Here is a 23,051-nt window from a genome sequence, read left to right on the forward strand (position 1 = left end):
ATTATATGTATAAGTGTGTTCATGTTAAGCGGAATATATTATTATTAAAAAGATGGATTAGAACTGGAAATATGGAATCCATCTCAAATACCGTTTTAGAATTTGGAGGAATATATGCAACACCGTAAAAAACTATCTATACCAGGAGTAATGAGACATTCCTTTCAAACAGTTAAATTTGCCTTTTGGAATGTATTAACTTTTCAACTTGCTTATAAATTATTAGCAGCGATTGTGTTTGTTCCGCTATTTGGAATCATTTTTAATAAGTTATTGTATTTTGGTGGTTATGCAAATGCGACAAATGATGAATTATTAGCGTTTTTAAAGACGCCTTATGGCATCTTAGCAATCGTAATTTTATCATTGTTAGCACTGTTTCTTATCTTTACAGAATTTGCGGTGCTTATTATTATTTCGTATTTCGCTCATAAAAGACAGAAGGTGAAATTACGTCCGATTTTATATAAAACGGTAACGTATTTACCTACTCTTTTCACATATTGCTTACCAGGATTTATTTTATATGCTGTCGTATTGTTGCCTCTTTTAAATATGGGATATGAAACGGCATTAATCCCGCAAATTCAAATTCCTAACTTTATTACAGGAGAGCTGTTTAAGACAACGATGGGACAAGTTGGTTATTACACGTTCTTTGCTGTAGTCGCGTATTTGAATCTTAGATGGATTTTCGTTCTACCTATTGTTGTTTTAGAGCAAAAACCATTTCGCGTGGCAGCACGTAAAAGTGCAACTTTAGTAAAGGAAAGCTTTTTTAAAGTACTATTCTTTTTAGTAGGATTTTTTATTTCAATTGGAATTGTATATGTCATGTTTTTGGGAATGTATTTATTGTGCCTATGGGGTGTTTATGAATTTACAAACCCGAAAGGAACATTTGCATTATTAGCTGAATCAACGATTTCTGTATTTTTAACGAGTACATTGTATTTATTCAGCTTTATCGTGACGCCATTTTATATTATGGCGATTACGCGATTATACTTACAAAAGGTTCCAGTTGAGGATGTTTTATTAGAAGAAGGATTAGATTATTCGAAAACGAAAGCAGATAAATGTTTCTTCCAAAAACATCGTTGGAAATTCATTGGCGTATACATTGTAGGGATTATTACTGCGGGAATGGTCGTTGCCTTCATTGTAACGTTTATTTCAAATTCGTATAAAGAACCGATTATTATGGCGCACCGCGGGTATATATCAAAAGGCGTAGAAAATACGAAAGAAGCTGTGCAAGGTGCTATTGATGCAAAAGCAGACTACGCTGAAATAGATGTATTACAAACGAAAGACGGTGAGCTAGCGGTTATACATGATTTGAAGCTGAAACGTCTCGCAAATGCTAATGTGCATGTGTCAGATTTAACGATGGCGGAGTTAAGGCAGCTTACCCTTAGTCAAGATGGACTTTCAGGACAAATAAGTACACTTGATGAAATCATTAAGCTAGCAAATGGCAAAATCAAACTTAATATAGAAGTGAAGCTTCATGGGGGCGAAAAAGATTTTGTAAACAAAGTCTTAAAAACGATTAAAGATAATGAATTTGAGAAGCAATGTGTAATTCAAACGTTACACTATCCACTTATTAAAGAGTTTAAGCGTGCAAATCCAGATATAAAAGTAGGGTATATACTGTATGCAAGTAGAGCTAACTTAAAGAATGTGAAGGCTGACTTTTACGTAGCAGAAGAATATATGTTAAATAAGAAATTAGTAAAAGAAGCAAGGAAGTTAAACAAACCAATTTACGTATGGACAGTAAATGATATGGAAAATTTAAAGGCATATTATAAGTTAAACGTAGATGGTATTATAACCGATTACCCTGAAGATGCACGTGAAACAATTAAGATGTTAAAAGAGCAAGAAGCGGAAGAAAGTGATCTGTTTGATAAAATTACTGAAACGACAGATGATTTATTTTCTAAGTTATTTATAAGTTACCCAGCTGCTAGCTAAATGCTAGCAGCTGTTTTTTTGTGAAAAGAATATATCTCTAAAGTATTGAGTAAAGTAATAACTGTATATGTATACGTTATCGCTTAGGTTTCTTACATTGTTAAATTATTGTCAAATAATAAATGATTGCTGTTTATTTTGAAGCAGTATAATAAAAATAGAGTGAAAGATAATGGAATGACACGAAACCCCTAATAGAATCAATGTTTTATATATTTACACTATTCTAAATATAAAAACTTTAGGAAAATGATATGTTAGCGTTTTCATAACTTTTAAGTTATGCTAGAATAAGGACATAAGTTATTAATTATTACAAAAAGAAAAAAGAATCTCTTTTTTCTGTTAATTATAAGGGGGCATTTCATTATGCGTATTGGGGTACCAGCAGAAATTAAAAACAACGAAAACCGTGTGGCAATGACACCAGCAGGTGTTGTACATTTAATTCGTAACAATCACGAAGTATTCATTCAAAAGGGTGCAGGTTTAGGGTCTGGTTTCACAGATGCTCAGTATGTTGAAGCGGGAGCAAAAATTGTTGATACAGCTGAAGAAGCTTGGAATATGGAAATGGTTATGAAAGTTAAGGAACCAATTGAAAGCGAATACAAACACTTCAGTGAAGGCTTAATCTTGTTCACATACTTACACTTAGCTCCAGAGCCAGAATTAACAAAAGCTTTAATCGAGAAAAAAGTTGTTTCTATCGCATATGAAACAGTACAATTAGAAAACCGTTCATTACCATTACTTGCACCTATGAGTGAAGTAGCTGGTCGTATGGCTGCACAAATTGGTGCACAATTCCTTGAGAAAAACAAAGGCGGTAAAGGTATCTTACTTGCAGGTGTTCCAGGGGTTAAACGTGGTAAAGTAACAATCATCGGTGGTGGACAAGCTGGTACAAATGCTGCTAAAATTGCAGTTGGACTAGGTGCGGATGTAACAATCATCGACTTAAGTGCAGAACGTCTTCGTCAATTAGATGACATTTTCGGAAACCAAGTAAAAACTTTAATGTCTAATCCTTACAATATTGCAGAAGCTGTTAAAGAGTCTGATCTTGTAATCGGTGCAGTATTAATCCCAGGTGCAAAAGCTCCAAAACTTGTAACAGAAGAAATGATTCAATCAATGGAACCAGGTTCTGTTGTTGTAGATATCGCGATTGACCAAGGTGGTATTTTCGAAACAACTGACCGTATTACAACTCATGATAACCCAACTTACGAAAAACACGGCGTTGTTCATTATGCAGTTGCAAACATGCCAGGTGCGGTTCCACGTACATCAACTCTTGCATTAACAAACGTAACAGTACCATATGCAGTACAAATTGCTAACAAAGGCTACAAAGAAGCTTGCCTAGGCAACTCTGCATTACTAAAAGGTATTAACACATTAGATGGCTATGTAACATTCGAAGCAGTTGCAGAAGCTCACGGTGTAGAGTACAAAGGTGCTAAAGAATTATTAGAAGCAGAAACAGTATCTTGCTAATAGAAGCATTATACAAAACAAAATCGAACAATATATAAAACAACATGATAAGAGCTAAGAGTGAAGATCTCTTAGCTCTTCTTGGCAAAAGGGGGCATACATCGTGGCCAACCTATTTAAAAAGAAATCCGTTACGCAATTGTTAGGGGAAAGTAAAAGTAAAACTTTGACGAAAACGCTAGGGGCATTTGACCTAACAATGCTAGGGATTGGTGCGATAATTGGTACAGGAGTTCTAGTATTAACTGGATTAGTAGCAGCAAGAGATGCTGGTCCAGCAGTTATTTTTTCATTCATGATTGCAGCCATCGTTTGTGGATTTGCAGCATTATGTTACGCAGAGGTGGCTTCTACACTTCCTGTTTCAGGTAGTGTGTACACATACTCATATGCAACTATTGGTGAGTTTGTAGCTCATTTAATGGGATGGACATTACTATCCGTATATGTTGTAACGACTGCCGCAGTAGCTGGCGGATGGACTGGTTACTTCCATAACTTAGTGAGTGGATTAGGGCTTGAAATTCCAAAAGCACTGCTAACGATTCCGTCTCAAGGTGGTATGGTGAATTTACCAGCAGTTATCGTTACATTAGTTATAACTTGGTTATTATCAAGAGGTACGAAAGAAAGTAAACGCGTGAATAACATAATGGTATTAATTAAAATTGGTATCGTTGTTTTATTCATTGCAGTTGGTGTATTCTACGTGAAACCAGAAAACTGGATACCATTTGCACCGTACGGTTTAAGTGGAGTTTTCGCGGGGGGAGCAGCAGTATTCTTTGCTTTCTTAGGATTTGATGCATTAGCAACTTCTGCTGAAGAGGTAAAAAATCCGCAACGTGATCTACCGATTGGTATTATCGCTTCGTTAGTCATTTGTACAATCATTTATGTTGTAGTTTGTCTCGTTATGACGGGTATGGTTTCTTATAAAGAATTAGATGTACCAGAAGCTATGGCATATGTGTTAGAAGTTGTAGGACAAGATAAAGTAGCAGGTGTAATCGCAATTGGAGCTGTAATTGGTATTATGGCAGTAATTTTTGCTTACATTTATGCAACGACACGTGTATTCTTTGCGATGAGCCGTGACGGTTTATTGCCAGAATCTTTCGCGAAAATTAATAAAAAGACAGAAGCGCCAACATTTACAGTTTGGTTAACAGGAATTGGTAGTGCTTTAATTGCTGGATTTATCGATTTAAAAGAATTGTCGAATTTAGCGAATATTGGAGCGTTGTTAACATTTGCGATGGTTGGTGTGTCAGTTATTATTCTTCGTAAAACACATCCAAAATTACAACGTGGATTTATGGTACCACTTGTACCGATCTTGCCGATTATTTCGATTGCATGTTGTCTATTCTTAATGGTAAATCTACCATTAAAAACATGGATGTACTTCGGTGCTTGGTTAGCAATTGGAGTAGTTGTATACTTTGTTTATTCGAAAAAACATAGTCATTTAAAAGACGATGGAAGTTCGCAGGATAATTTAGAACAAGCTAATTAAAAGCTTAATTAAAAGGGATATAAGTATAGTAAGCCTTGTGCGTCTAGGGAGCGCGCAAGGCTTTTTCTTTTGTTGAAATAAAGGGAATATATATTACTTTGTTGAATTTTTATGTCGGAATATGAAAAAAGGGTGGGAGCAAAATGGAAGAAACAAAAGTTGTAGTTGGAGCAGAGGGTTATAATAATAACCCTGGTTGGTTACATACGAATGAAGAAGAATTAAACTTATTACGGAGAGAAACTTGGCTTGATAAATTTCAACCTAATTCTTTATCAGTAATTTTGGCAGAACATGTATGGGAGCATTTATCATATGAAGAAGGAATTGAAGCTGCAAAAATTTGTTATGAGTTTTTAATGGAGAATGGATATATTCGTTGTGCAGTACCAGATGCATTTTTTCCAGATGAAGAATATCAGCAAGGGGTACAAGTAGGTGGACCTGGTCCATTAGATCATCCTGCAGCAAGCCATAAAATTGTTCATAACTATAAAACAATCACGTCCATGTTTGAATCAGCAGGTTTTCAAGTGAGGCTCTTAGAATACTGTGATGAGAATGGTAAGTTTCACTATAATGATTGGAATGAGAAAGATGGATTTATTTATCGTTCGAAACGTTTTGACCATAGAAATCGGGATAATCAGTTAGGATTTGTTTCTTTAATTGTGGATGCGGTGAAAATGAAAAGTAAGTAAAAAGGGGTGTGCGAATTGTGCATCCTTTTTTGTATGAGAATATAGAGGATGCGAAAAATATGTATACGACTTATTAAAATGTGAACGGAATGTTCATAAAAAAAATTCAGATTTCATTGACACATATGAGTAGGCGCTCATATAATAAGAGTATAAGATATATGAATGATTGTTCATATGTTCAATTAAAGAGGTGAGCTATAATGGCTGGAAATAAAGTAGAAACACCACAAGAGACATGTTCTCAAACGATAATTCATGAAGAAGTTGTAGAGCAAGTAAAACAAACAATTCCAACTGATGAAAGTTTAAGTAAAGTAGCAGAACTATTTAAAGTATTAGGTGACCGTACACGTACGAGAATATTACATGCGCTATTTGAAGCTGAAATGTGCGTTTGTGATTTAGCTTATTTATTAGGAATGACACAATCATCTATTTCGCATCAGCTTCGTGTGTTAAAGCAAGCGAAACTTGTGAAGAATCGTAAAGAAGGAAAGGTTGTTTATTATTCGTTAGCTGACCAGCACGTAATTCATATCTTCGAGCAAGCGTTTGAACACGTAAACGAAGAAGAATAAAAAGAACGCGAGGAGGGAGAACGATGGCTGAAGCGTTAGTGAAAAAGAAACTGATGTTAGAAGGTTTAGATTGTGCGAATTGTGCAATGAAAATTGAAAAAGGTGTTGGGAATATAGAAGGAGTAAATTCTTGCTCTGTAAACTTTGCAACAAAGACAATGATTTTAGAAACGGCACAAAATAAAGAAAACGAAGTTGTTACGGAAGCAAAACAACTCGTTACAAAATTAGAACCGCATATTAAAGTGCAAGAAGAACAAAAAAATAAAATTGCTAAAGAAGTATTTATATTAGAAGGTTTAGATTGCGCGAACTGTGCAATGAAAATTGAAAATAAAGTGAAGGAAATGCCAGCTGTCTCAGAAGCAACTGTTGATTTCGTATCGAAGAAACTACGAGTAGAAGTTGCGAATAAAAGAGAACTAGAAGCGACTGTAGCAAATATAACAAATGTCGTTCAAAAGTTAGAGCCAGACGTGAAAGTTGTTCGTGAAGAGAAGAACGGTCATGACCACGGGCATAGTCATGATCATGGTGAAGCAAATGTGAAAAAGATGGTAGGGAGATTAGTGGTTGGCGGAATTTTGACAGCAATTGCTGCATTAGCGGGCTTACCACAAATGGTAACAATTCCGTTATTCGTCCTTGCTTATTTATTAATAGGTGGAGATATCGTTTGGAGAGCGGTAAGAAACATAACTCGTGGCCAAGTATTTGATGAAAACTTCTTAATGGCAATTGCAACTGTAGGAGCTTTTGCAATTCAACAATACTCAGAAGCTGTAGCAGTAATGCTATTTTATCAAGTAGGAGAACTATTCCAAAGCATTGCGGTAAACCGCTCTCGAAAATCAATTACTTCATTAATGGATATTCGTCCTGATTATGCGAATGTAAAGGTTGGAAATGAAACGAAACAAGTATCACCAGAAGATGTACAAATTGGCGATTATATTATCGTTAAGCCAGGTGAGAAAGTGCCGTTAGACGGAAAAGTAATTGAAGGAACATCAATGGTAGATACTTCAGCATTAACAGGTGAATCTGTACCACGTGAAGTTGAAGTTGGAAATGATGTATTAAGTGGCTTTGTGAACCAAAACGGTGTGTTGACAATTGAAGTTACAAAAGAATTCGGTGAATCAACTGTATCGAAAATTTTAGATTTAGTTCAAAATGCAAGCAGTAAAAAAGCACCAACGGAAAACTTTATTACGAAGTTTGCACGTTACTACACTCCAGTTGTAGTTATTACAGCGGCAATCATGGCGTTTATTCCACCACTTATTTTAGAAGGAGCTACATTCTCTGAGTGGATTTATAGAGCTTTAGTGTTCTTAGTAATCTCTTGTCCATGTGCGTTAGTTGTATCCATTCCTCTTGGATTCTTTGGAGGTATTGGTGGTGCATCTAAAAGTGGTGTGTTAGTAAAAGGTAGTAACTATTTAGAAGCTTTAAATGATGTGAAATATATTGTTTTTGACAAAACAGGAACATTAACAAAAGGTGTTTTCAAAGTTACAAAAATGGAACCGAGCGAAGGCACTACAAGTGAAGAGTTATTAGAGTATGCGGCATTTGCTGAAGTATATTCTAACCATCCAATTGCCCAATCTATTCGAAAGGCATATGGAAAATCAATTGATGAAAAAATAATCGATGATTATAACGAAATTTCTGGTCACGGTACAGTCGTAAAAGTACAAGGAAAAGAAATTTTTGCAGGTAATGCAAAATTAATGAGAAAAGAAAATATTGAATTTAAGCAACCAGAAACAGTAGGTACATTAGTTCACGTTGCTGTAGATGGAAGATATGCAGGTTATATTGTTATCTCTGATGAGGTAAAAGAGGATTCGAAACAAGCGATTCAAAAGTTAAAAGAACTAGGTATTAAAAAGACAGTAATGTTAACTGGTGATGCAAAAACAGTTGGTGAAGCTGTTGGTAAAGAATTAGGCTTAGATGAAGTTCATGCGGAATTACTACCGCAACAAAAAGTAGAAGAGATTGAAAAAATTGATGCAGCGAAGCACGGAAAAGAAAAAATTGCCTTCGTTGGTGACGGTATTAACGATACACCAGTATTAGCCCGTGCAGACGTTGGTATTGCGATGGGTGGTTTAGGGTCAGATGCAGCAATTGAAGCGGCAGACATCGTTATTATGACTGATGAGCCTTCAAAAATTGCGACAGCTGTAAAAATTGCAAAACGCACAAGAAGTATAGTGTGGCAAAATATCATCTTTGCTCTAGGTGTAAAAGGGATCGTTTTATTACTTGGTGCCTTTGGTATTGCAACAATGTGGGAAGCTGTTTTCTCAGATGTTGGTGTGACACTACTTGCAGTGTTAAATGCAATGCGTGTATTACGAGTGAAAGATTTATAAAAAAGAGGACGCGAACCGCGTCCTCTTTTTTATTGGTGATTTTGTTGAAATTGACTCAATAAAATAATATCAAATATTATTTTACTTTAAAATAGTATAATATTAAAATTTACAAATAAAATACATTCGTCTTATTATTTTAATATATTTTTTACAAATATCCATATAGTATTGAAAAAACAGAGAAGGGGAAACTTCTCTGTTTACTTTTGTATGTTTTTTTCAACTTGTTCTCGAACTGTTTGAATGTAATTCATTTTATGATCCCAGCACTCTTGGCTTAAATCGACAGGGTATTCTTCAGGGTTTAAAGTTCGCATATATTCTTCCCAAAATAGAGAGAGGCTCTGTTCATTATATTTTTGAATATCTAATATACTTGGTAGTTCATATGTTCTTTCACCGTTAACGAAAATGTCTTTATGCAGTTCACGGGCTTCAAAGTTTGTTACGAATTTACTTATATATGTGTGAACTGGATGGAACATTTTTAAGCGCTCTTCTTTTCCTGGTTCTTCAGAATCTAACGCAATATAATCGCCTTCTGCATGATCGTTAACCCGATTGATAATACGATAAATTCGTTTCAGTCCTGGAGTGGTAATTTTTTCAGGGTTAGATGAAATTTTAATTGTATCATTTAATTTTCCGTCAGTATCTTCAATCGCAACGAGTTTGTAAACAGCCCCCAATGCAGGTTGCTCAAAGGACGTAATTAATTTCGTTCCAACGCCCCATACGTCAATTTTTGCTCCTTGAGATTTAAGGTGCATAATTGTGTATTCATCTAAATCGCTAGAAGCGATAATTTTTGTATTTGTAAACCCTGCTTCATCTAGTAGTTTTCGTGCCTTTTTCGATAAATAAGCCATATCACCACTATCAAGACGTATGCCATAGAAATCAATACGATCCCCAAATTCTTTTGCAACACGAATCGCATTTGGAACACCAGATTTCAATGTGTCATATGTATCAACGAGAAAGACGCACTTTTTATGAGTTTCAGCGTATTTTTTAAACGCGACGTATTCATCGCGATATGCTTGAACGAAAGAGTGAGCGTGTGTGCCAGCTACAGGAATCCCAAAGCGTTTCCCAGCACGAACGTTGCTTGTAGAGGAGAAACCACCAATAAAGGCAGCACGCGTCCCCCAAAGGGCAGCATCGAACTCATGGGCACGTCTTGTGCCGAACTCTAAAAGCTCATCATTACTTGCAGCATGTTTCATACGTGCTGCTTTTGTGGCAATTAATGTTTGGTAATTCACAATATTTAAGAGGGCAGTCTCAATAATTTGTGCTTCACCAAGTGGTGCATCAACACGTAATAAAGGCTCGTTATTAAATACAACTTCACCTTCTTGCATACTGCGAATCGTCCCAGTGAATTTCATATTTTGTAAATAATGAAGGAATTCTTCTTCGAATTGTAATTCTGCTAAGTAAGCGATATCGCTTTCAGTAAAACTGAAATTTTCTATGTACTCTACAATTTTCTCAAGGCCAGCAAAAACAGCGTAGCCGTTCTCAAATGGAAGCTTTCGAAAATATAAATCAAAAACAGAACGGCGATTATGAATACCATCTTTCCAATATGTATAAGCCATGTTGATTTGATATAGGTCTGTATGTAAGGCATAACTATCGTCTTTATAATGAGTCATCGCAAGAACACCTCCATAATTTGGTTATAGTATACCAATTTTTCACCATTCGTAGCAAAGAAGAGATATTGATGTGAAGTCAAGAGAGAAAAAAATGAAATTATGCATATTTTTTAGAAAATTTATATTTATCAATTTATATTTCTCCAAATTTTATGTATTATTAGAGTAATGGGGGTAATGAGAATGGAGGAGGACAATGCAACAAACATTAGAAAAAATAGGCAAACAAGTCTTTTATAAACGGCTCCAGCAAAAAATGACACAAGAAGAATTATGTCAGGGCATTTGTTCTGTCTCATACTTAAGTAAGATCGAAAATGGAAAGATCGAAGCATCAGAAGAAATTCTACAATTGCTCTGCACAAGACTAGAAATTGCTGTGACGGATTTGAGAGATGTAGAAGAAGATGTGAAGGGGAAGCTAGATGAATGGTTAAATGCACTAGTTCATTTAGACAAGCAACAAGTAGAACGTATATATGAAGAGTTGCAAGGTGAAATGAAGCATGTGTTGGATTTTGAAATTATAAATTATTATAAACTGCTGTATACACGTTATTTAATTATGAAAAGGGATATTTCTGCACTCGAAGAAGAATTAGATAAGTTGAAGAAGGTATATAAAAAATATTCTCCATTTCAGAAGTTGTTATATATGTATAGTAGAGGATTATTGTGCTGTTTACAGTATAGATGGAAGGATGGGCTAGATTACTTATTAAAAACAGAAGTAATGGCCAAAGAACAAGGGTATCATGAAACAGGCTTGTATTATAATATAGCGCTTGCATATACTCATTTAGATATTCATCATCTTGCAATTCATTTTGTAAATATGGCATTAGAAGGATTTCGTAGTGAATATAAGTTTAGAAATATAATTAATTGCCAAATCCTTATTGCGGTAAGTTATACAGAAAAAGGTCAGTATGAAGAAGCTTTAAAAATGTATGAGAGTATATTGAGAGAGGCCACATCTTTTGCTGATAAGGATGTACTATTAGCTATTACTTTAAGTAATATGGGAAGTATCTATTATAAAAAAGGTAAATATCAGCAAGCGAAAAAATATTATTTAGATAGTCTACAACTTCAAAAACAAATAGATTTAAACTATTTAGATACAATATACGAAATGGCATTAGTATGCATTAAATTAGAAGAATTGGAAGAGGCAAGGACATTAATTGATAAGGGAATTGATGCAGCAAAACAGGAAGAGAGATTTAATGCAAAATTATATTTGCTTTTAATGCTTAGATATAAATATTTTGAAGAAGCAAAAGATTATAAAGCATTTTTGGAAAATGAGGCTATCCCGTTGTATAAATCTGCAGGAAATAAAATAGAATTAAAGAAAGTATACGTTGAACTAGCAGAACATTTTTCCAGTTTATCGAGATTTGAAGAAAGTAATCGATATTATAGGTTAGTTATTGATTTAATGAATGATAATAAGGAGGAATAAACATGAAAAAGATGGTATTTGGAGTATTGGCGTTTATATTGACTCTTACAGTTGCTGGAGGAATACATCAATATAGCAGTAAACCTGATATTGTTGGTCAACAAGCTAAAACTGTTGAACAAGTTAATTTATAATCTCCACCCTTTCCAATCGGAAAGGGTTTTTTCAATATTTGTTCCTCAAAATTCTACAAAACTTGAGAAAATAATTATTTGAATTTTTAGTATATTAATAGTGGAAACATAATGCTAATATAAAACTACTCTTTTTCAAAAAAATTTTTTATTAGGGGGAAGGTTCATGAAAAAGAAAAGTTTAGCGTTAGTGTTAGCGACAGGAATGGCAGTTACAACATTTGGAGGGACAGGCTCTGCATTTGCGGATTCTAAAAATGTACTCTCTACGAAGAAGTACAATGAGACAGTACAGTCACCTGAGTTTATTTCTGGTGATCTAACTGGAGCGACTGGTAAGAAAGCGGAATCTGTTGTGTTTGATTACTTAAATGCAGCAAAAGGTGATTACAAGCTAGGGGAAAAGAGTGCGCAAGATTCTTTCAAAGTGAAACAAGTGAAGAAAGATGCTGTAACTGATTCAACAGTAGTACGTATGCAACAAGTTTACGAAGGAGTACCTGTATGGGGTTCTACTCAAGTAGCTCACGTAAGTAAAGACGGTTCTTTAAAAGTATTGTCTGGAACAGTTGCACCTGATTTAGACAAGAAAGAAAAGTTGAAAAATAAAAATAAGATTGAAGGCGCAAAAGCGATTGAAATCGCGCAGCAAGATTTAGGGGTAACACCGAAATATGAGGTAGAACCAAAAGCGGACTTATATGTATATCAAAATGGTGAAGAAACAACATATGCATACGTTGTAAATCTAAACTTCTTAGATCCAAGTCCAGGAAACTACTACTATTTCATTGAAGCAGACAGCGGTAAAGTATTAAATAAATATAATAAATTGGATCATGTAACAAATGAAGATAAATCACCAGTTAAGCAAGAGGCTCCTAAACAGGATGCGAAAGCAGTAGTAAAACCTGTAACAGGAACAAATAAAGTAGGAACTGGTAAAGGTGTATTAGGAGATACAAAATCACTTAATACAACGTTATCTGGTTCATCTTACTACTTGCAAGATAATACGCGCGGGGCAACAATTTTCACATATGATGCGAAAAATCGTACTACATTGCCAGGAACTTTATGGGTAGATGCAGATAATGTTTTCAATGCAGCGTATGATGCAGCAGCAGTAGATGCTCATTACTATGCAGGTAGAACATATGATTATTATAAAGCTACATTTAACAGAAACTCTATTAATGATGCAGGAGCTCCGTTAAAATCGACAGTTCATTACGGAAGTAAGTATAATAATGCATTCTGGAATGGCTCACAAATGGTATACGGAGATGGTGATGGTGTAACATTCACTTCATTATCTGGTGGAATTGATGTAATTGGTCACGAATTAACGCATGCTGTTACTGAAAATAGCTCGGACTTAATTTATCAAAATGAATCAGGAGCGCTAAATGAAGCAATTTCTGATATTTTTGGTACTTTAGTAGAATTCTATGATAACCGTAACCCGGATTGGGAGATTGGTGAAGATATTTATACGCCTGGTAAAGCAGGAGATGCGCTTCGCTCTATGAGTGATCCAGCGAAATACGGTGATCCAGACCATTATTCTAAGCGTTACACTGGTACTAGTGATAACGGTGGGGTTCATACAAACAGTGGTATCATTAACAAACAAGCTTATTTATTAGCAAATGGTGGTACGCATTCGGGTGTAACTGTAACGGGCATTGGTAAAGATAAGTTAGGTGCAATTTATTACCGTGCAAATACACAATATTTCACGCAATCTACTACATTTAGCCAAGCTCGTGCTGGTGCAGTACAAGCTGCAGCTGATTTATATGGTGCGACTTCTGCGGAAGTAGCAGCAGTTAAGCAATCATTTAGTGCTGTTGGTATTAACTAAGGATTTAAAGGATAGCTATTAATAAAATACCTCAAAAATAAAGAAGGAGCCTATGCTCCTTCTTTATTTTTTTCTCCATTTTTTCCACAAATAATATAATCCGATACAACCTGCAATTGTCACAATCCACTTTGCTTCATTTGTTCCGTTCATGACATGATAGGCAGAATATACTTCGATTAACAATGCCGGTATTTTCCCTATTGTGCTGGCAATACTGAAGGAGAGTAATGACATCTTACCTAGAGCCGCAAATAAAGTCACAATACTTGATGGGATGAAAGGTATCAAGCGAAACGATAGAACGAGTAGAAAGGCCTCTCTACCTTCTACATAAAGAAGACGCTCTACCTTTGGGTATTTATTTACTTTATCGTGAGTGAACTTTTGAAGGCCCATGCGGTAAATATAAAACGAGATAATAGCCCCTAATGCTTCGCCTGCGATCGAAATAACAGTACCATTTGTTACGCCAAAGAGCTGTATATTAATGGCGGTTAAAAAAATACTAGGGATAAAACCTAAAAGACTAATGATGATGTTAATTAAGATACTAAGTGGAATTGCGATTGAATAGTATTCTGTTAAGAAATTTTGAATCGTTTCAGCCATTGTTTAAAATCCTTTATCTTTTTTTGCATTACACCACATTTCGTTTGTATAGGCAAGGGTAAATTTACATAATGTAGAAAAACGTTGATAAGAAGGTGTCTTTATACCTTATATGGGTATTAGGTATATGAAAATAGGGGTATTTTAAAATATTTTTAAAAATACTATAAAAACCTTTGTATAAAAGAGTTTTATAGTTATGTTATCTGTGATTTCATCTGGGAAATAATCGAAAAATATAGGGGGTATATATTATAAAAGGCAAAAATAGAGGGTTGATGAAATTGCTGGGGTAAATATGGAAAAATAGATGAAAAAAATGAAAACTGATAGATTTTTTCGTTGTGAAATTGACTTTTAGTGAAGTTGCGATAATAATCATGGAAGAGGTGATATGATGAAACGAATAAGTAGTCTTTTCTTCAGTAGTTTATTGGCATTAATGCTGATCTTAAGCGGATGTGCAGGAAAAGAACAAAAAACAGAGAAACAGACAGGGAATCAAGCTACATCGGTAGAAAAAATTAGTGATAATATTTTAGATGAAATGGAAGGACCACCTAAAAATGGTCATACGATTGAAAGACATGTAGGCAAGTCAGAAGAGGATTTGAAGAATCGCTTGAAGACAGATAAAGTGTCAGCCGCAAGTACATACTATGATAAAGAAACAGCGACGAAAGCTGTAAAAGATAGCTTGAAGCAACATGACAAGGAAATTCAAGATTGGTTAAAAAATTCTAAAGAGGCTCGTCTCGTATTAAATACAACTCATTCATTTCCTGTTGGAAAAACGGTAATAAAGAAAAATATGAGTGTAAAAGACAAGTTAGTAAAAACTGTTACTGTTTTAGCAAGAGATAAGTCAGGAGAATTAGGGTTTAAGATTATTACTTCTTATCCATCTGATAAATAAGAAGGGGGAGTACATTATGTATACGACATTACAATACTTTCTTAAATCGTACTGTACGTTAAGTATTCATGAGGATGAAATAGTAAGCGTGATGGAAGAGTTTATTGAACAAGAAGACGAAGAAATTGTTTTGAAATTACGTGATGAATTAATAAATATGAAGAAAAAGAACGCGTGGGAAGAGGCGTGTGTATTAGCTGCGAAGCAAGGAAATCGTATGTGGTCTTTAGAAGAAACGAAAGACCATCTTGAAACTTTTTTACTATTACTGCAAAAGAAAAAGGCGTGATTAAATCACGCCTTTTTCTTTATGCTATTCGGTTGATATTATCTATTCTTTTGGAGCGCTTTTATATACGCTTTTTGAAATTTGTCCATTTGATATTACTTCCCCGTTTTGTGTTACTTTTTTATACGTAACCGCGGTGATTTTATCACTAGTTCTACTAATTACTTGAGAAGAAACTTCAACATTTTTACCAGTATTTGTACCGAAAATGCGTGTAGTAATACTACCTCCATTTGAAAATGCTTGAATATAAATATGATTGCCTGTATTATTTTTAAATTTTAAATCTGGACCATAATCTGCTACTGCTGCATCTTGTCCAAGTGGTAAATAATTTACTGGCATAGAATGATTGCTTCGAGAAACAATGCCTAAATCTGCCCTTAAAGCTGCACTGTATAATGTACTACTGACTTGGCAAACTCCTCCGCCTGCACTTTGTATTACTTTACCTTGTGAATATACTGCTGCAGATTTATAACCATGTGCAGCATCAGTTACGCCAACGCGACCGTTAAAACTAAATGTTTCATCAGGTGCGACAATAACCCCACTTAAAGTATTAGCTGACTTATTTACGTTAAATGATTGATTTCCGTTACGGCCAGCCATTGGAGTAGAATATTCAGCAATGACTTCTTTAATACCCATTTTCTGTATGTCTTCTGTAGAACGTTCTGGTTTTATGAATGTAACTGGTAATGTAACATCTGATTTACCAGTAGTAATAGCTTCATTTGTTAAACCGCTTAGTTTCCCTTTATCAATTTTTTCTCCGTTTTGGCTTTGACTAATATTTACTGTTGAGCCTTCAATACTTAATTCTGCGTTAACAGGATTTTTTAATGTTTCATTATATTTATCTTTTATAAAGGTTTCATAAGCTGTTGCATTTAATTGTGGTGTTAATTTATAGTCACGTTTTAATTCACCGTTTTCAGCTTGCTTACGCATTTTGTAACGATTCATTACGTTTCCTTCTTGTTCTTTGAAGATTTTGTCAATAATATCTTTCTCTTTATAATTTATCCCTAAATCTTTCCATGTGTAAGTTTGTTTATCGTTTTGGAATATGTAGGTAAGGGATTTTTGATCTAACTCAGTTACCTTTTGATTAATAATTGCTTGAATATCCTTCTTATTTTTTCCGTCGAGAGAAATACCTTCAAATGTAGTATTTGGTAATGCAGTAGTATCTAATTGATTATTTAATTTGGATACATATTGATATCCCCCAACACCGCCTACACAAAGTAATATGCCCCCAGCAATTGCAGAACCAATCAGTATTTTACTTAGCTTCATTTATTTCCCCCCAGAAATTTATGTATAAATATATGTATTACATTTTTTGTATAAAAATGATGAAAATAACATTATGTACGTACTAGTATACTATTATTTTCACTGTGTGTGTAATGTTTTCATAAAAAATGTTACACCGCTGTAATAATTGTCACTTCTTGTCACAATGTGTATGAAAAATATGTTGAAAAATATAATAAAAAGGCTGTCTAGAAAGATCTAGCAGCCTTTTTATTATAATTTTTTATGTTCATTTTTATTCGTAACACCGAGATGTTTTTGAAGGATAGTTGAAATAGTATCGACGCTTTTTTCATTTGGAACGTAATAATAAATACCACCTATATATTTATCTGTACCCTCTACTTGCATTTTTTCCATTTTTAAATTTGAATCCATTGAATTTTTTGTAATTGTCATCATATCATCAAAAGTTAAATTAGTTTTTAAATCTTTATCGACAGCGTCTAGTAGGCCACCGATTTTATTAATGGAATTAAGAGATAGTGCCTTTTCAGCAATGGCCTCTAATACAAGCTGTTGACGTTGACCACGCATATAATCACTATCGATATGACGAGTTCTAGCTAGTGCCAGTGCCTCTTCTCCATTTAAATGTTGACGTCCTTTTTTTAGATGAATGGCATCTGCTTCATCTTTACTATTTTGCTCTGTGAACTCAACTGGAACGTCTACAGTAATACCACCAAGAGAATCAACAATTTTAATAAAGGATTTAAAATTGAATTTTACATAGTAGTCAACTGGAACATCTAAAAAGTTCTCTACCGTATCAATTGTGCTGTCTACACCACCGAATACGTGCGCATGTGTGATTTTATCGTATTTATCACGTGATTTAATGTAGACGCGTGAGTCACGTGGAATGCTTACAAGTTTAACGGATTTATCGTTTTTATTAATTGTTGCAAGTAATAACGCATCTGTTCGAGTTGCTTTTCCATAACCTTTTTCCCTAATATCACTTTCATCAACACCCATAATTAGTACGGAAATATTGTCGGTCATAGGTTTAACAGCTTTTTCACGTTTACTGGACTTATCTCCTCGACCTAGTTCAGCATAAGCGTTATTTAAGACGGACTTTGCTTTACTGTATATATGGAAGGAGTAGCCTCCTGCTCCAAGTGCTACAATTAGTAATGGAATAAGAAGGAACCAAAGTAGGCGTTTTTTCTTTGAGCGTCCTTTTTTGGCTCGCGTATTGTTGTTCGTGTCGGATTTCATCATTTTTTCTCCTTTAAAACTATCAAAGTGTATACATTTAGAAGTGTATTCAAACACATAAAAAATATTTTACGCTAAATAAAAGCGATTGTACATGTATAAAAAATAGATGTCTTGATTATTTATAAGACACCTATTCGTTATTGTATACAAAAGATAGGGATAAGAAAATGATAAAATTTTACCTAATTACAACATAATGCTTACGATAATTGCAGATAAAATACTAACGAGAGTAGCTCCATATAGTAATTTAAGGCCAAACCTCGCAACAACGTTTCCTTGTTCTTCGTTTAGTCCTTTTACCGCACCTGAAATAATACCAATGGAAGAAAAATTGGCAAAAGATACAAGGAAAACAGAAATAATACCAACTGTACGGGGAGAAAGGCTATTAGAAATTTTACTAAGGTCCATCATTGCGACAAATTCATTCGTTACAAGCTTCGTTGCCATAATGCTGCCAGCCGCGACAATTTCAGAACTGGGTACACCGATAAGGAATGCGATAGGTGCAAATACATAGCCGATTAATTGTTGGAACGTAATACCGAATATAATGAGGAACAGGTCATTAATACAACTAATTAATGCGACGAATCCGATGAGCATAGCGCCGACAACAATGGCTACACGAAAACCATCAAGAATGTATTCTCCAAGCATTTCAAAAAAGCTTTGTTTTTCACCTTTGATTTCTAAAATATCTTCGTCATCTTTAACGTCGTAAGGGTTAATGATGAGTATGATAATAAAACCGCTAAATAAATTGAGAACGAGTGCAGTTACTACATATTTAGGTTCAATCATTGTCATATAGGCACCTACGATAGACATAGATACGGTTGACATAGCAGAGGCACAAAGTGTATAAAGACGGTGTTTTGGAATTTGAGCTAATTGTTTTTTCACTGTAATAAAAACTTCTGATTGGCCGACAATGGCAGAGGCGATAGCGTTGTAAGATTCTAATTTACCAAGACCATTTATTTTACTAAGAAAGTACCCGATCCAACGAATAAAAAATGGTAATATTTTGAAATGTTGTAATATACCAATTAAAACAGAAATAAAGACGATTGGTAATAATACAGTAAGGAAAAATGGCATTTCACCTTTATTTGCAAGACCACCAAATACGAAATTTATTCCATCAGCAGCATACTCGAGTAGCTTGGTAAACAAACTGGAAATGATTCTAATAAGTATGAGGCCGATTTCTGTATTTAATAGTAAATAGGTTAAAATTAACTGTATAATAAGCATGATAAAAATTGGTTTAAATTTAATATGCTTCTTATTATTGCTAGCAATATAAGCGAGCAAGAAAACAACAATTAGTCCGACGAAAAAAGTAATGAATTTCATGGTAAGCCCCCTAAAAGAGATATTCTGCTATATATGTTTTTCATTTCAAGGGAGAATATGCATCTTTGGTAAAGAAAGGAATAGAGAGAGCATGAATATATGTAGAGTGCATCACGTTGCAATTATTTGTTCGAATTATGAGACGTCAAAGGATTTTTATACTAGGATATTAGGGTTTAAAGAGATAAATGAAGTATATAGAAAGGAACGAGATTCTTATAAATTAGATTTATGTGTAGGAGAAGAGTATCAAATCGAATTATTTTCATTTCCAAATCCGCCTGAGCGTAAAAGTTTTCCAGAAGCAGCCGGTCTTAGACATTTAGCATTTGCTGTTACAAATATAGAAGAAGCTGTGAAGCATTTAAACCAATGTGGTGTTGAGACGGAACCGATCCGTATTGATGAAATAACGGGGAAGAAATTCGTCTTTTTCCAAGATCCTGATGGTTTACCTTTAGAATTGTATGAGGTTTGAAAATTGGTGGATTTTATATAGAGTTGCTTTCCAATAATTGAAGAAACTAAAGTGAAACTTCTTTTTAAAAGGAGGTGTAACTTTAGCTAAGAAAGCTAAAGAGCATATGTGGATATTTTAAAATTATTGATGGTAGTCATTCTTATTGGGTTAACAGCATTTTTTGTGGCTGTTGAATTTGCAATTATTAAGGTACGTAGCAGTCGTATTGATCAACTCGTTAGCGAAAAAAGACGAGGTGCACTGGCAGCTAAAAAGGTAACTTCAAATTTAGATGAATATTTATCGGCCTGTCAGCTAGGTATTACAATTACTGCTTTAGGGCTTGGGTGGTTAGGGGAACCAACCATTAAACATTTACTCGAGCCGTTGTTTTTAAAATTAAAATTCTCACCTGCAATTTCCAGTACAGTTTCATTTATTATTGCCTTTGCAGTAATTACATTTTTACATGTTGTCATTGGGGAACTTGCTCCAAAGACATTTGCTATACAAAAAGCAGAACAAGTTAGCTTATTGTTATCGAAACCACTTATTTATTTTTACCGAGTTATGTATCCGTTTATTTGGGCTTTGAATGGTTCAGCGAGGGTTGTAACTGGTTTATTCGGATTACATCCAGCTTCTGAACATGAAGTAGCTCATTCAGAAGAAGAATTAAGGTTAATCTTATCTGAGAGCTATGAGAGCGGAGAGATTAACCAAAGGGAATTTAAATATGTAAATAATATTTTTGAATTTGATAATAGAGTAGCAAAAGAAATTATGGTACCTCGTACGGAAGTTGTAGGCTTATATGAGGACGAACCATTTGAAACACATATTAAAGTAATCGCGCAAGAAAAGTACACGAGATATCCTGTATTTGGTGAAGATAAAGATGAAATTATTGGGATGGTTAATGTAAAAGATTTATTTATTCGTTATATGGATGGTAATCGGGATGAGGAGTGCTCAATTATGCCATATACAAGGCCAGTTATTGAAGTGCTAGAAAATATTCCAATTCATGATTTACTATTACAAATGCAAAGAAAACACATTCCATTAGCTGTATTGTATGATGAATATGGTGGTACAGCTGGGATTGTTACACTAGAAGATATTTTAGAAGAAATTGTTGGAGAAATTCGAGATGAATACGATGAAGATGAGAATCCCCCTATAGAGCATATAAGTGAAGGTTATAAAATCGTAGAGGGAAAAGTGCTTATTAGTGAAGTAAATGATTTGCTTGGCATACATTTAATTGCTGATGATGTAGATACAATTGGTGGCTGGATTATGGTACAAAAACAAATCGTTGCTGAAGGAGATATTATTGAGAAACACGGTTTTTATTTTAAAGTCCTTGAAAAGGATATGCATCAAATTAAACGAGTGGAAATAAGGAAAGTAGAAGAATGATTTTCTATAAACTTTAATAAAAAGGATATACAGAAAAATAAATGTTTGCGCTTTCAAAAAAGGTGCTATATAGTGAAGGTGGATACTGAAAAATTCTTCTGAATGATACTCGTGTTTTTAGAGGGCGGATTTTTTGGATAAGGATTTAGAATGAAAAAGTATAGGTGATAAAAATGATAGCAACGAAGGATATACGTATAGAAAAAGATTTTTTAGGTAAAAAAGAAGTACCAAGTGCAGCTTATTATGGTGTACAAACATTACGTGCCGTAGAAAACTTCCCAATTACAGGATATCGCATTCATCCATCACTCATTACAGCAATGGCAATTGTGAAAAAAGCGGCGGCGCTTGCGAATATAGATACTGGTTACTTAGCTAAAGACATTGGACATGAAATTGCAGAAGCAGCGCAAGAAATTGTTGATGGAAAGTTTCATGATCAATTTATCGTGGATCCTATTCAAGGCGGAGCCGGAACTTCTATTAATATGAATACAAATGAAGTAATTGCGAATAGAGCGTTAGAACGTATGGGATATGAAAAAGGGGCGTATGCGAAAATTAGCCCAAACACTCATGTGAACATGGCCCAATCAACGAACGATGCGTTTCCAACAGGGATTCATATTGCAACTCTTATGATGTTAGAAAAGCTTCTTATTACAATGGAAGAACTTCATTCTGCTTTTCGTAAAAAAGCAAAAGAGTTTGATCACGTTATTAAAATGGGACGCACACATTTACAAGATGCAGTTCCAATTCGCCTTGGACAAGAATTTGAAGCGTATAGCCGAGTGCTTGCGCGTGATATAAAAAGAATTAAACAGTCTCGTCAGCATTTATATGAAGTGAATATGGGGGCGACAGCTGTTGGTACAGGATTGAATGCAAATCCTATGTATATTGAACAAGTGGTAAAACATTTAAGAACGTTTAGTGGATTCCCACTTGTTGGTGCAGAGCATTTAGTTGATGCAACGCAAAATACAGATGCATACACAGAAGTATCTGCAGCACTTAAAGTATGTATGATGAACATGTCTAAAATTGCAAACGATCTTCGTATTATGGCGTCTGGACCACGTGTTGGGTTAGCTGAAATTCAATTGCCAGCACGTCAGCCAGGTTCATCGATTATGCCAGGTAAAGTAAATCCAGTTATGGCAGAAGTGATTAACCAAGTCGCATTCCAAGTAATCGGAAACGATCATACAATTTGCTTAGCATCAGAAGCAGGACAATTAGAGTTAAACGTAATGGAGCCTGTGCTTGTATTTAATTTAATTCAATCTATTAGTATTATGAATAATGGATTCCGTGTATTCCGTGAATATTGTATTGAAGGAATTACGGCAAATGAAGAATTGCTGAAGCAATATGTTGAGAAAAGTGTTGGAATTATTACAGCAGTTAATCCTCATATTGGTTATGAAGTAGCATCTCGTATTGCACGTGAAGCAATTGAAACAGGGAAATCTGTTAGGGAGTTATGTTTAGAACATGGTGTACTGACAGAAGAGGAATTGGATATTATTTTAGATCCATTCGAAATGACTCACCCTGAAATTGCTGGAGCTTCTTTATTAAAAAATAAAAAAATGTAATG

19 protein-coding genes are annotated in these 23,051 nt (G+C 34.5%); 14 read left to right on the forward strand and 5 right to left on the reverse strand.

Annotated features, from left to right (window positions below; all coding sequences use genetic code 11):
* Positions 1–114: 114 nt before the first annotated feature.
* The 6 genes from C3Y97_RS03085 (at position 115) to C3Y97_RS03110 (ending at position 8,680) form a co-directional block, all read left to right on the forward strand.
* Positions 115–1,986 (forward strand): glycerophosphodiester phosphodiesterase, encoded by a 1,872-nt coding sequence (locus C3Y97_RS03085; protein ID WP_001164716.1) that lies wholly within the window; start codon positions 115–117, stop codon positions 1,984–1,986.
* A gap of 369 nt (positions 1,987–2,355) precedes the next feature.
* Positions 2,356–3,489, forward strand: a complete 1,134-nt coding sequence (gene ald, locus C3Y97_RS03090) for an alanine dehydrogenase (RefSeq protein ID WP_001219745.1) — start codon at positions 2,356–2,358, stop codon at positions 3,487–3,489.
* Between the two features lie 103 nt (positions 3,490–3,592).
* Positions 3,593–5,008 (forward strand): amino acid permease, encoded by a 1,416-nt coding sequence (locus tag C3Y97_RS03095; protein ID WP_001284893.1) that lies wholly within the window; start codon positions 3,593–3,595, stop codon positions 5,006–5,008.
* Between the two features lie 143 nt (positions 5,009–5,151).
* On the forward strand, positions 5,152–5,709 hold the full coding sequence (locus C3Y97_RS03100) for a class I SAM-dependent methyltransferase (protein WP_000393177.1): 558 nt from the start codon (positions 5,152–5,154) through the stop codon (positions 5,707–5,709).
* Positions 5,710–5,912: 203 nt separating this feature from the next.
* Complete coding sequence (locus tag C3Y97_RS03105) at positions 5,913–6,290, forward strand: ArsR/SmtB family transcription factor (protein WP_000918378.1); 378 nt, start codon at positions 5,913–5,915, stop codon at positions 6,288–6,290.
* Positions 6,291–6,313: 23 nt separating this feature from the next.
* Positions 6,314–8,680: a heavy metal translocating P-type ATPase gene (locus C3Y97_RS03110; protein ID WP_000796570.1), complete on the forward strand. Its 2,367-nt coding sequence runs from the start codon at positions 6,314–6,316 to the stop codon at positions 8,678–8,680.
* 203 nt (positions 8,681–8,883) lie between these two features.
* Here C3Y97_RS03110 and C3Y97_RS03115 read toward each other — a convergent pair whose 3' ends face one another.
* Positions 8,884–10,347: a nicotinate phosphoribosyltransferase gene (locus C3Y97_RS03115; RefSeq protein ID WP_000150184.1), complete on the reverse strand. Its 1,464-nt coding sequence runs from the start codon at positions 10,345–10,347 to the stop codon at positions 8,884–8,886.
* A 199-nt stretch (positions 10,348–10,546) separates the two neighbouring features.
* Between C3Y97_RS03115 and C3Y97_RS03120 the strand changes: the two genes are divergently transcribed.
* The 3 genes from C3Y97_RS03120 (at position 10,547) to C3Y97_RS03130 (ending at position 13,819) form a co-directional block, all read left to right on the forward strand.
* Positions 10,547–11,818: a tetratricopeptide repeat protein gene (locus C3Y97_RS03120; protein WP_001187961.1), complete on the forward strand. Its 1,272-nt coding sequence runs from the start codon at positions 10,547–10,549 to the stop codon at positions 11,816–11,818.
* A gap of 2 nt (positions 11,819–11,820) precedes the next feature.
* Positions 11,821–11,952, forward strand: a complete 132-nt coding sequence (nprX, locus tag C3Y97_RS03125) for a quorum-signaling peptide NprX (RefSeq protein WP_000738910.1) — start codon at positions 11,821–11,823, stop codon at positions 11,950–11,952.
* A 166-nt stretch (positions 11,953–12,118) separates the two neighbouring features.
* Complete coding sequence (locus C3Y97_RS03130; RefSeq protein WP_000730383.1) at positions 12,119–13,819, forward strand: M4 family metallopeptidase; 1,701 nt, start codon at positions 12,119–12,121, stop codon at positions 13,817–13,819.
* 63 nt (positions 13,820–13,882) lie between these two features.
* On the opposite strand, the gene C3Y97_RS03135 is transcribed toward C3Y97_RS03130, so the two are convergent.
* Positions 13,883–14,431 carry a TVP38/TMEM64 family protein gene (locus C3Y97_RS03135; RefSeq protein ID WP_000852222.1) on the reverse strand — a complete coding sequence of 183 codons (549 nt, stop codon included), beginning with the start codon at positions 14,429–14,431 and terminating at the stop codon, positions 13,883–13,885.
* Positions 14,432–14,828: 397 nt separating this feature from the next.
* On the opposite strand from C3Y97_RS03135, the gene C3Y97_RS03140 reads away from it, so the two are divergent.
* Both C3Y97_RS03140 and C3Y97_RS03145 read left to right on the forward strand, forming a co-directional pair.
* Positions 14,829–15,347 carry an RNase A-like domain-containing lipoprotein gene (locus tag C3Y97_RS03140; protein ID WP_000822694.1) on the forward strand — a complete coding sequence of 173 codons (519 nt, stop codon included), beginning with the start codon at positions 14,829–14,831 and terminating at the stop codon, positions 15,345–15,347.
* Between the two features lie 16 nt (positions 15,348–15,363).
* Entirely contained in the window at positions 15,364–15,636 is a 273-nt protein-coding gene (locus C3Y97_RS03145; protein WP_000288803.1) for a hypothetical protein, read from the forward strand.
* Between the two features lie 42 nt (positions 15,637–15,678).
* Here C3Y97_RS03145 and C3Y97_RS03150 read toward each other — a convergent pair whose 3' ends face one another.
* The 3 genes from C3Y97_RS03150 to C3Y97_RS03160 form a co-directional block, all read right to left on the reverse strand.
* Entirely contained in the window at positions 15,679–16,941 is a 1,263-nt protein-coding gene (locus C3Y97_RS03150) for a VanW family protein (protein WP_000777355.1), read from the reverse strand.
* A gap of 234 nt (positions 16,942–17,175) precedes the next feature.
* Positions 17,176–18,192, reverse strand: a complete 1,017-nt coding sequence (locus C3Y97_RS03155) for an LCP family protein (RefSeq protein ID WP_033684262.1) — start codon at positions 18,190–18,192, stop codon at positions 17,176–17,178.
* A gap of 186 nt (positions 18,193–18,378) precedes the next feature.
* The gene (locus C3Y97_RS03160; RefSeq protein ID WP_000668866.1) at positions 18,379–19,557 is read right to left on the reverse strand and encodes a NupC/NupG family nucleoside CNT transporter; all 1,179 of its coding nucleotides are present in this window, start codon (positions 19,555–19,557) and stop codon (positions 18,379–18,381) included.
* Between the two features lie 91 nt (positions 19,558–19,648).
* On the opposite strand from C3Y97_RS03160, the gene gloA2 reads away from it, so the two are divergent.
* The 3 genes from gloA2 (at position 19,649) to aspA (ending at position 23,049) form a co-directional block, all read left to right on the forward strand.
* Positions 19,649–20,035: an SMU1112c/YaeR family gloxylase I-like metalloprotein gene (gene gloA2 / locus C3Y97_RS03165; protein ID WP_001017675.1), complete on the forward strand. Its 387-nt coding sequence runs from the start codon at positions 19,649–19,651 to the stop codon at positions 20,033–20,035.
* 108 nt (positions 20,036–20,143) lie between these two features.
* A complete protein-coding gene (locus tag C3Y97_RS03170) occupies positions 20,144–21,442 on the forward strand; it encodes a hemolysin family protein (protein WP_000353313.1) in 1,299 nt (432 codons plus the stop codon).
* A 173-nt stretch (positions 21,443–21,615) separates the two neighbouring features.
* The gene (gene aspA / locus C3Y97_RS03175) at positions 21,616–23,049 is read left to right on the forward strand and encodes an aspartate ammonia-lyase (RefSeq protein ID WP_000562170.1); all 1,434 of its coding nucleotides are present in this window, start codon (positions 21,616–21,618) and stop codon (positions 23,047–23,049) included.
* The last annotated feature ends 2 nt before the right edge of the window (positions 23,050–23,051 follow it).

Source organism: Bacillus sp. DU-106 (assembly GCF_004799705.1).
Classification (GTDB): Bacteria; Bacillota; Bacilli; order Bacillales; family Bacillaceae_G; genus Bacillus_A; species Bacillus_A cereus.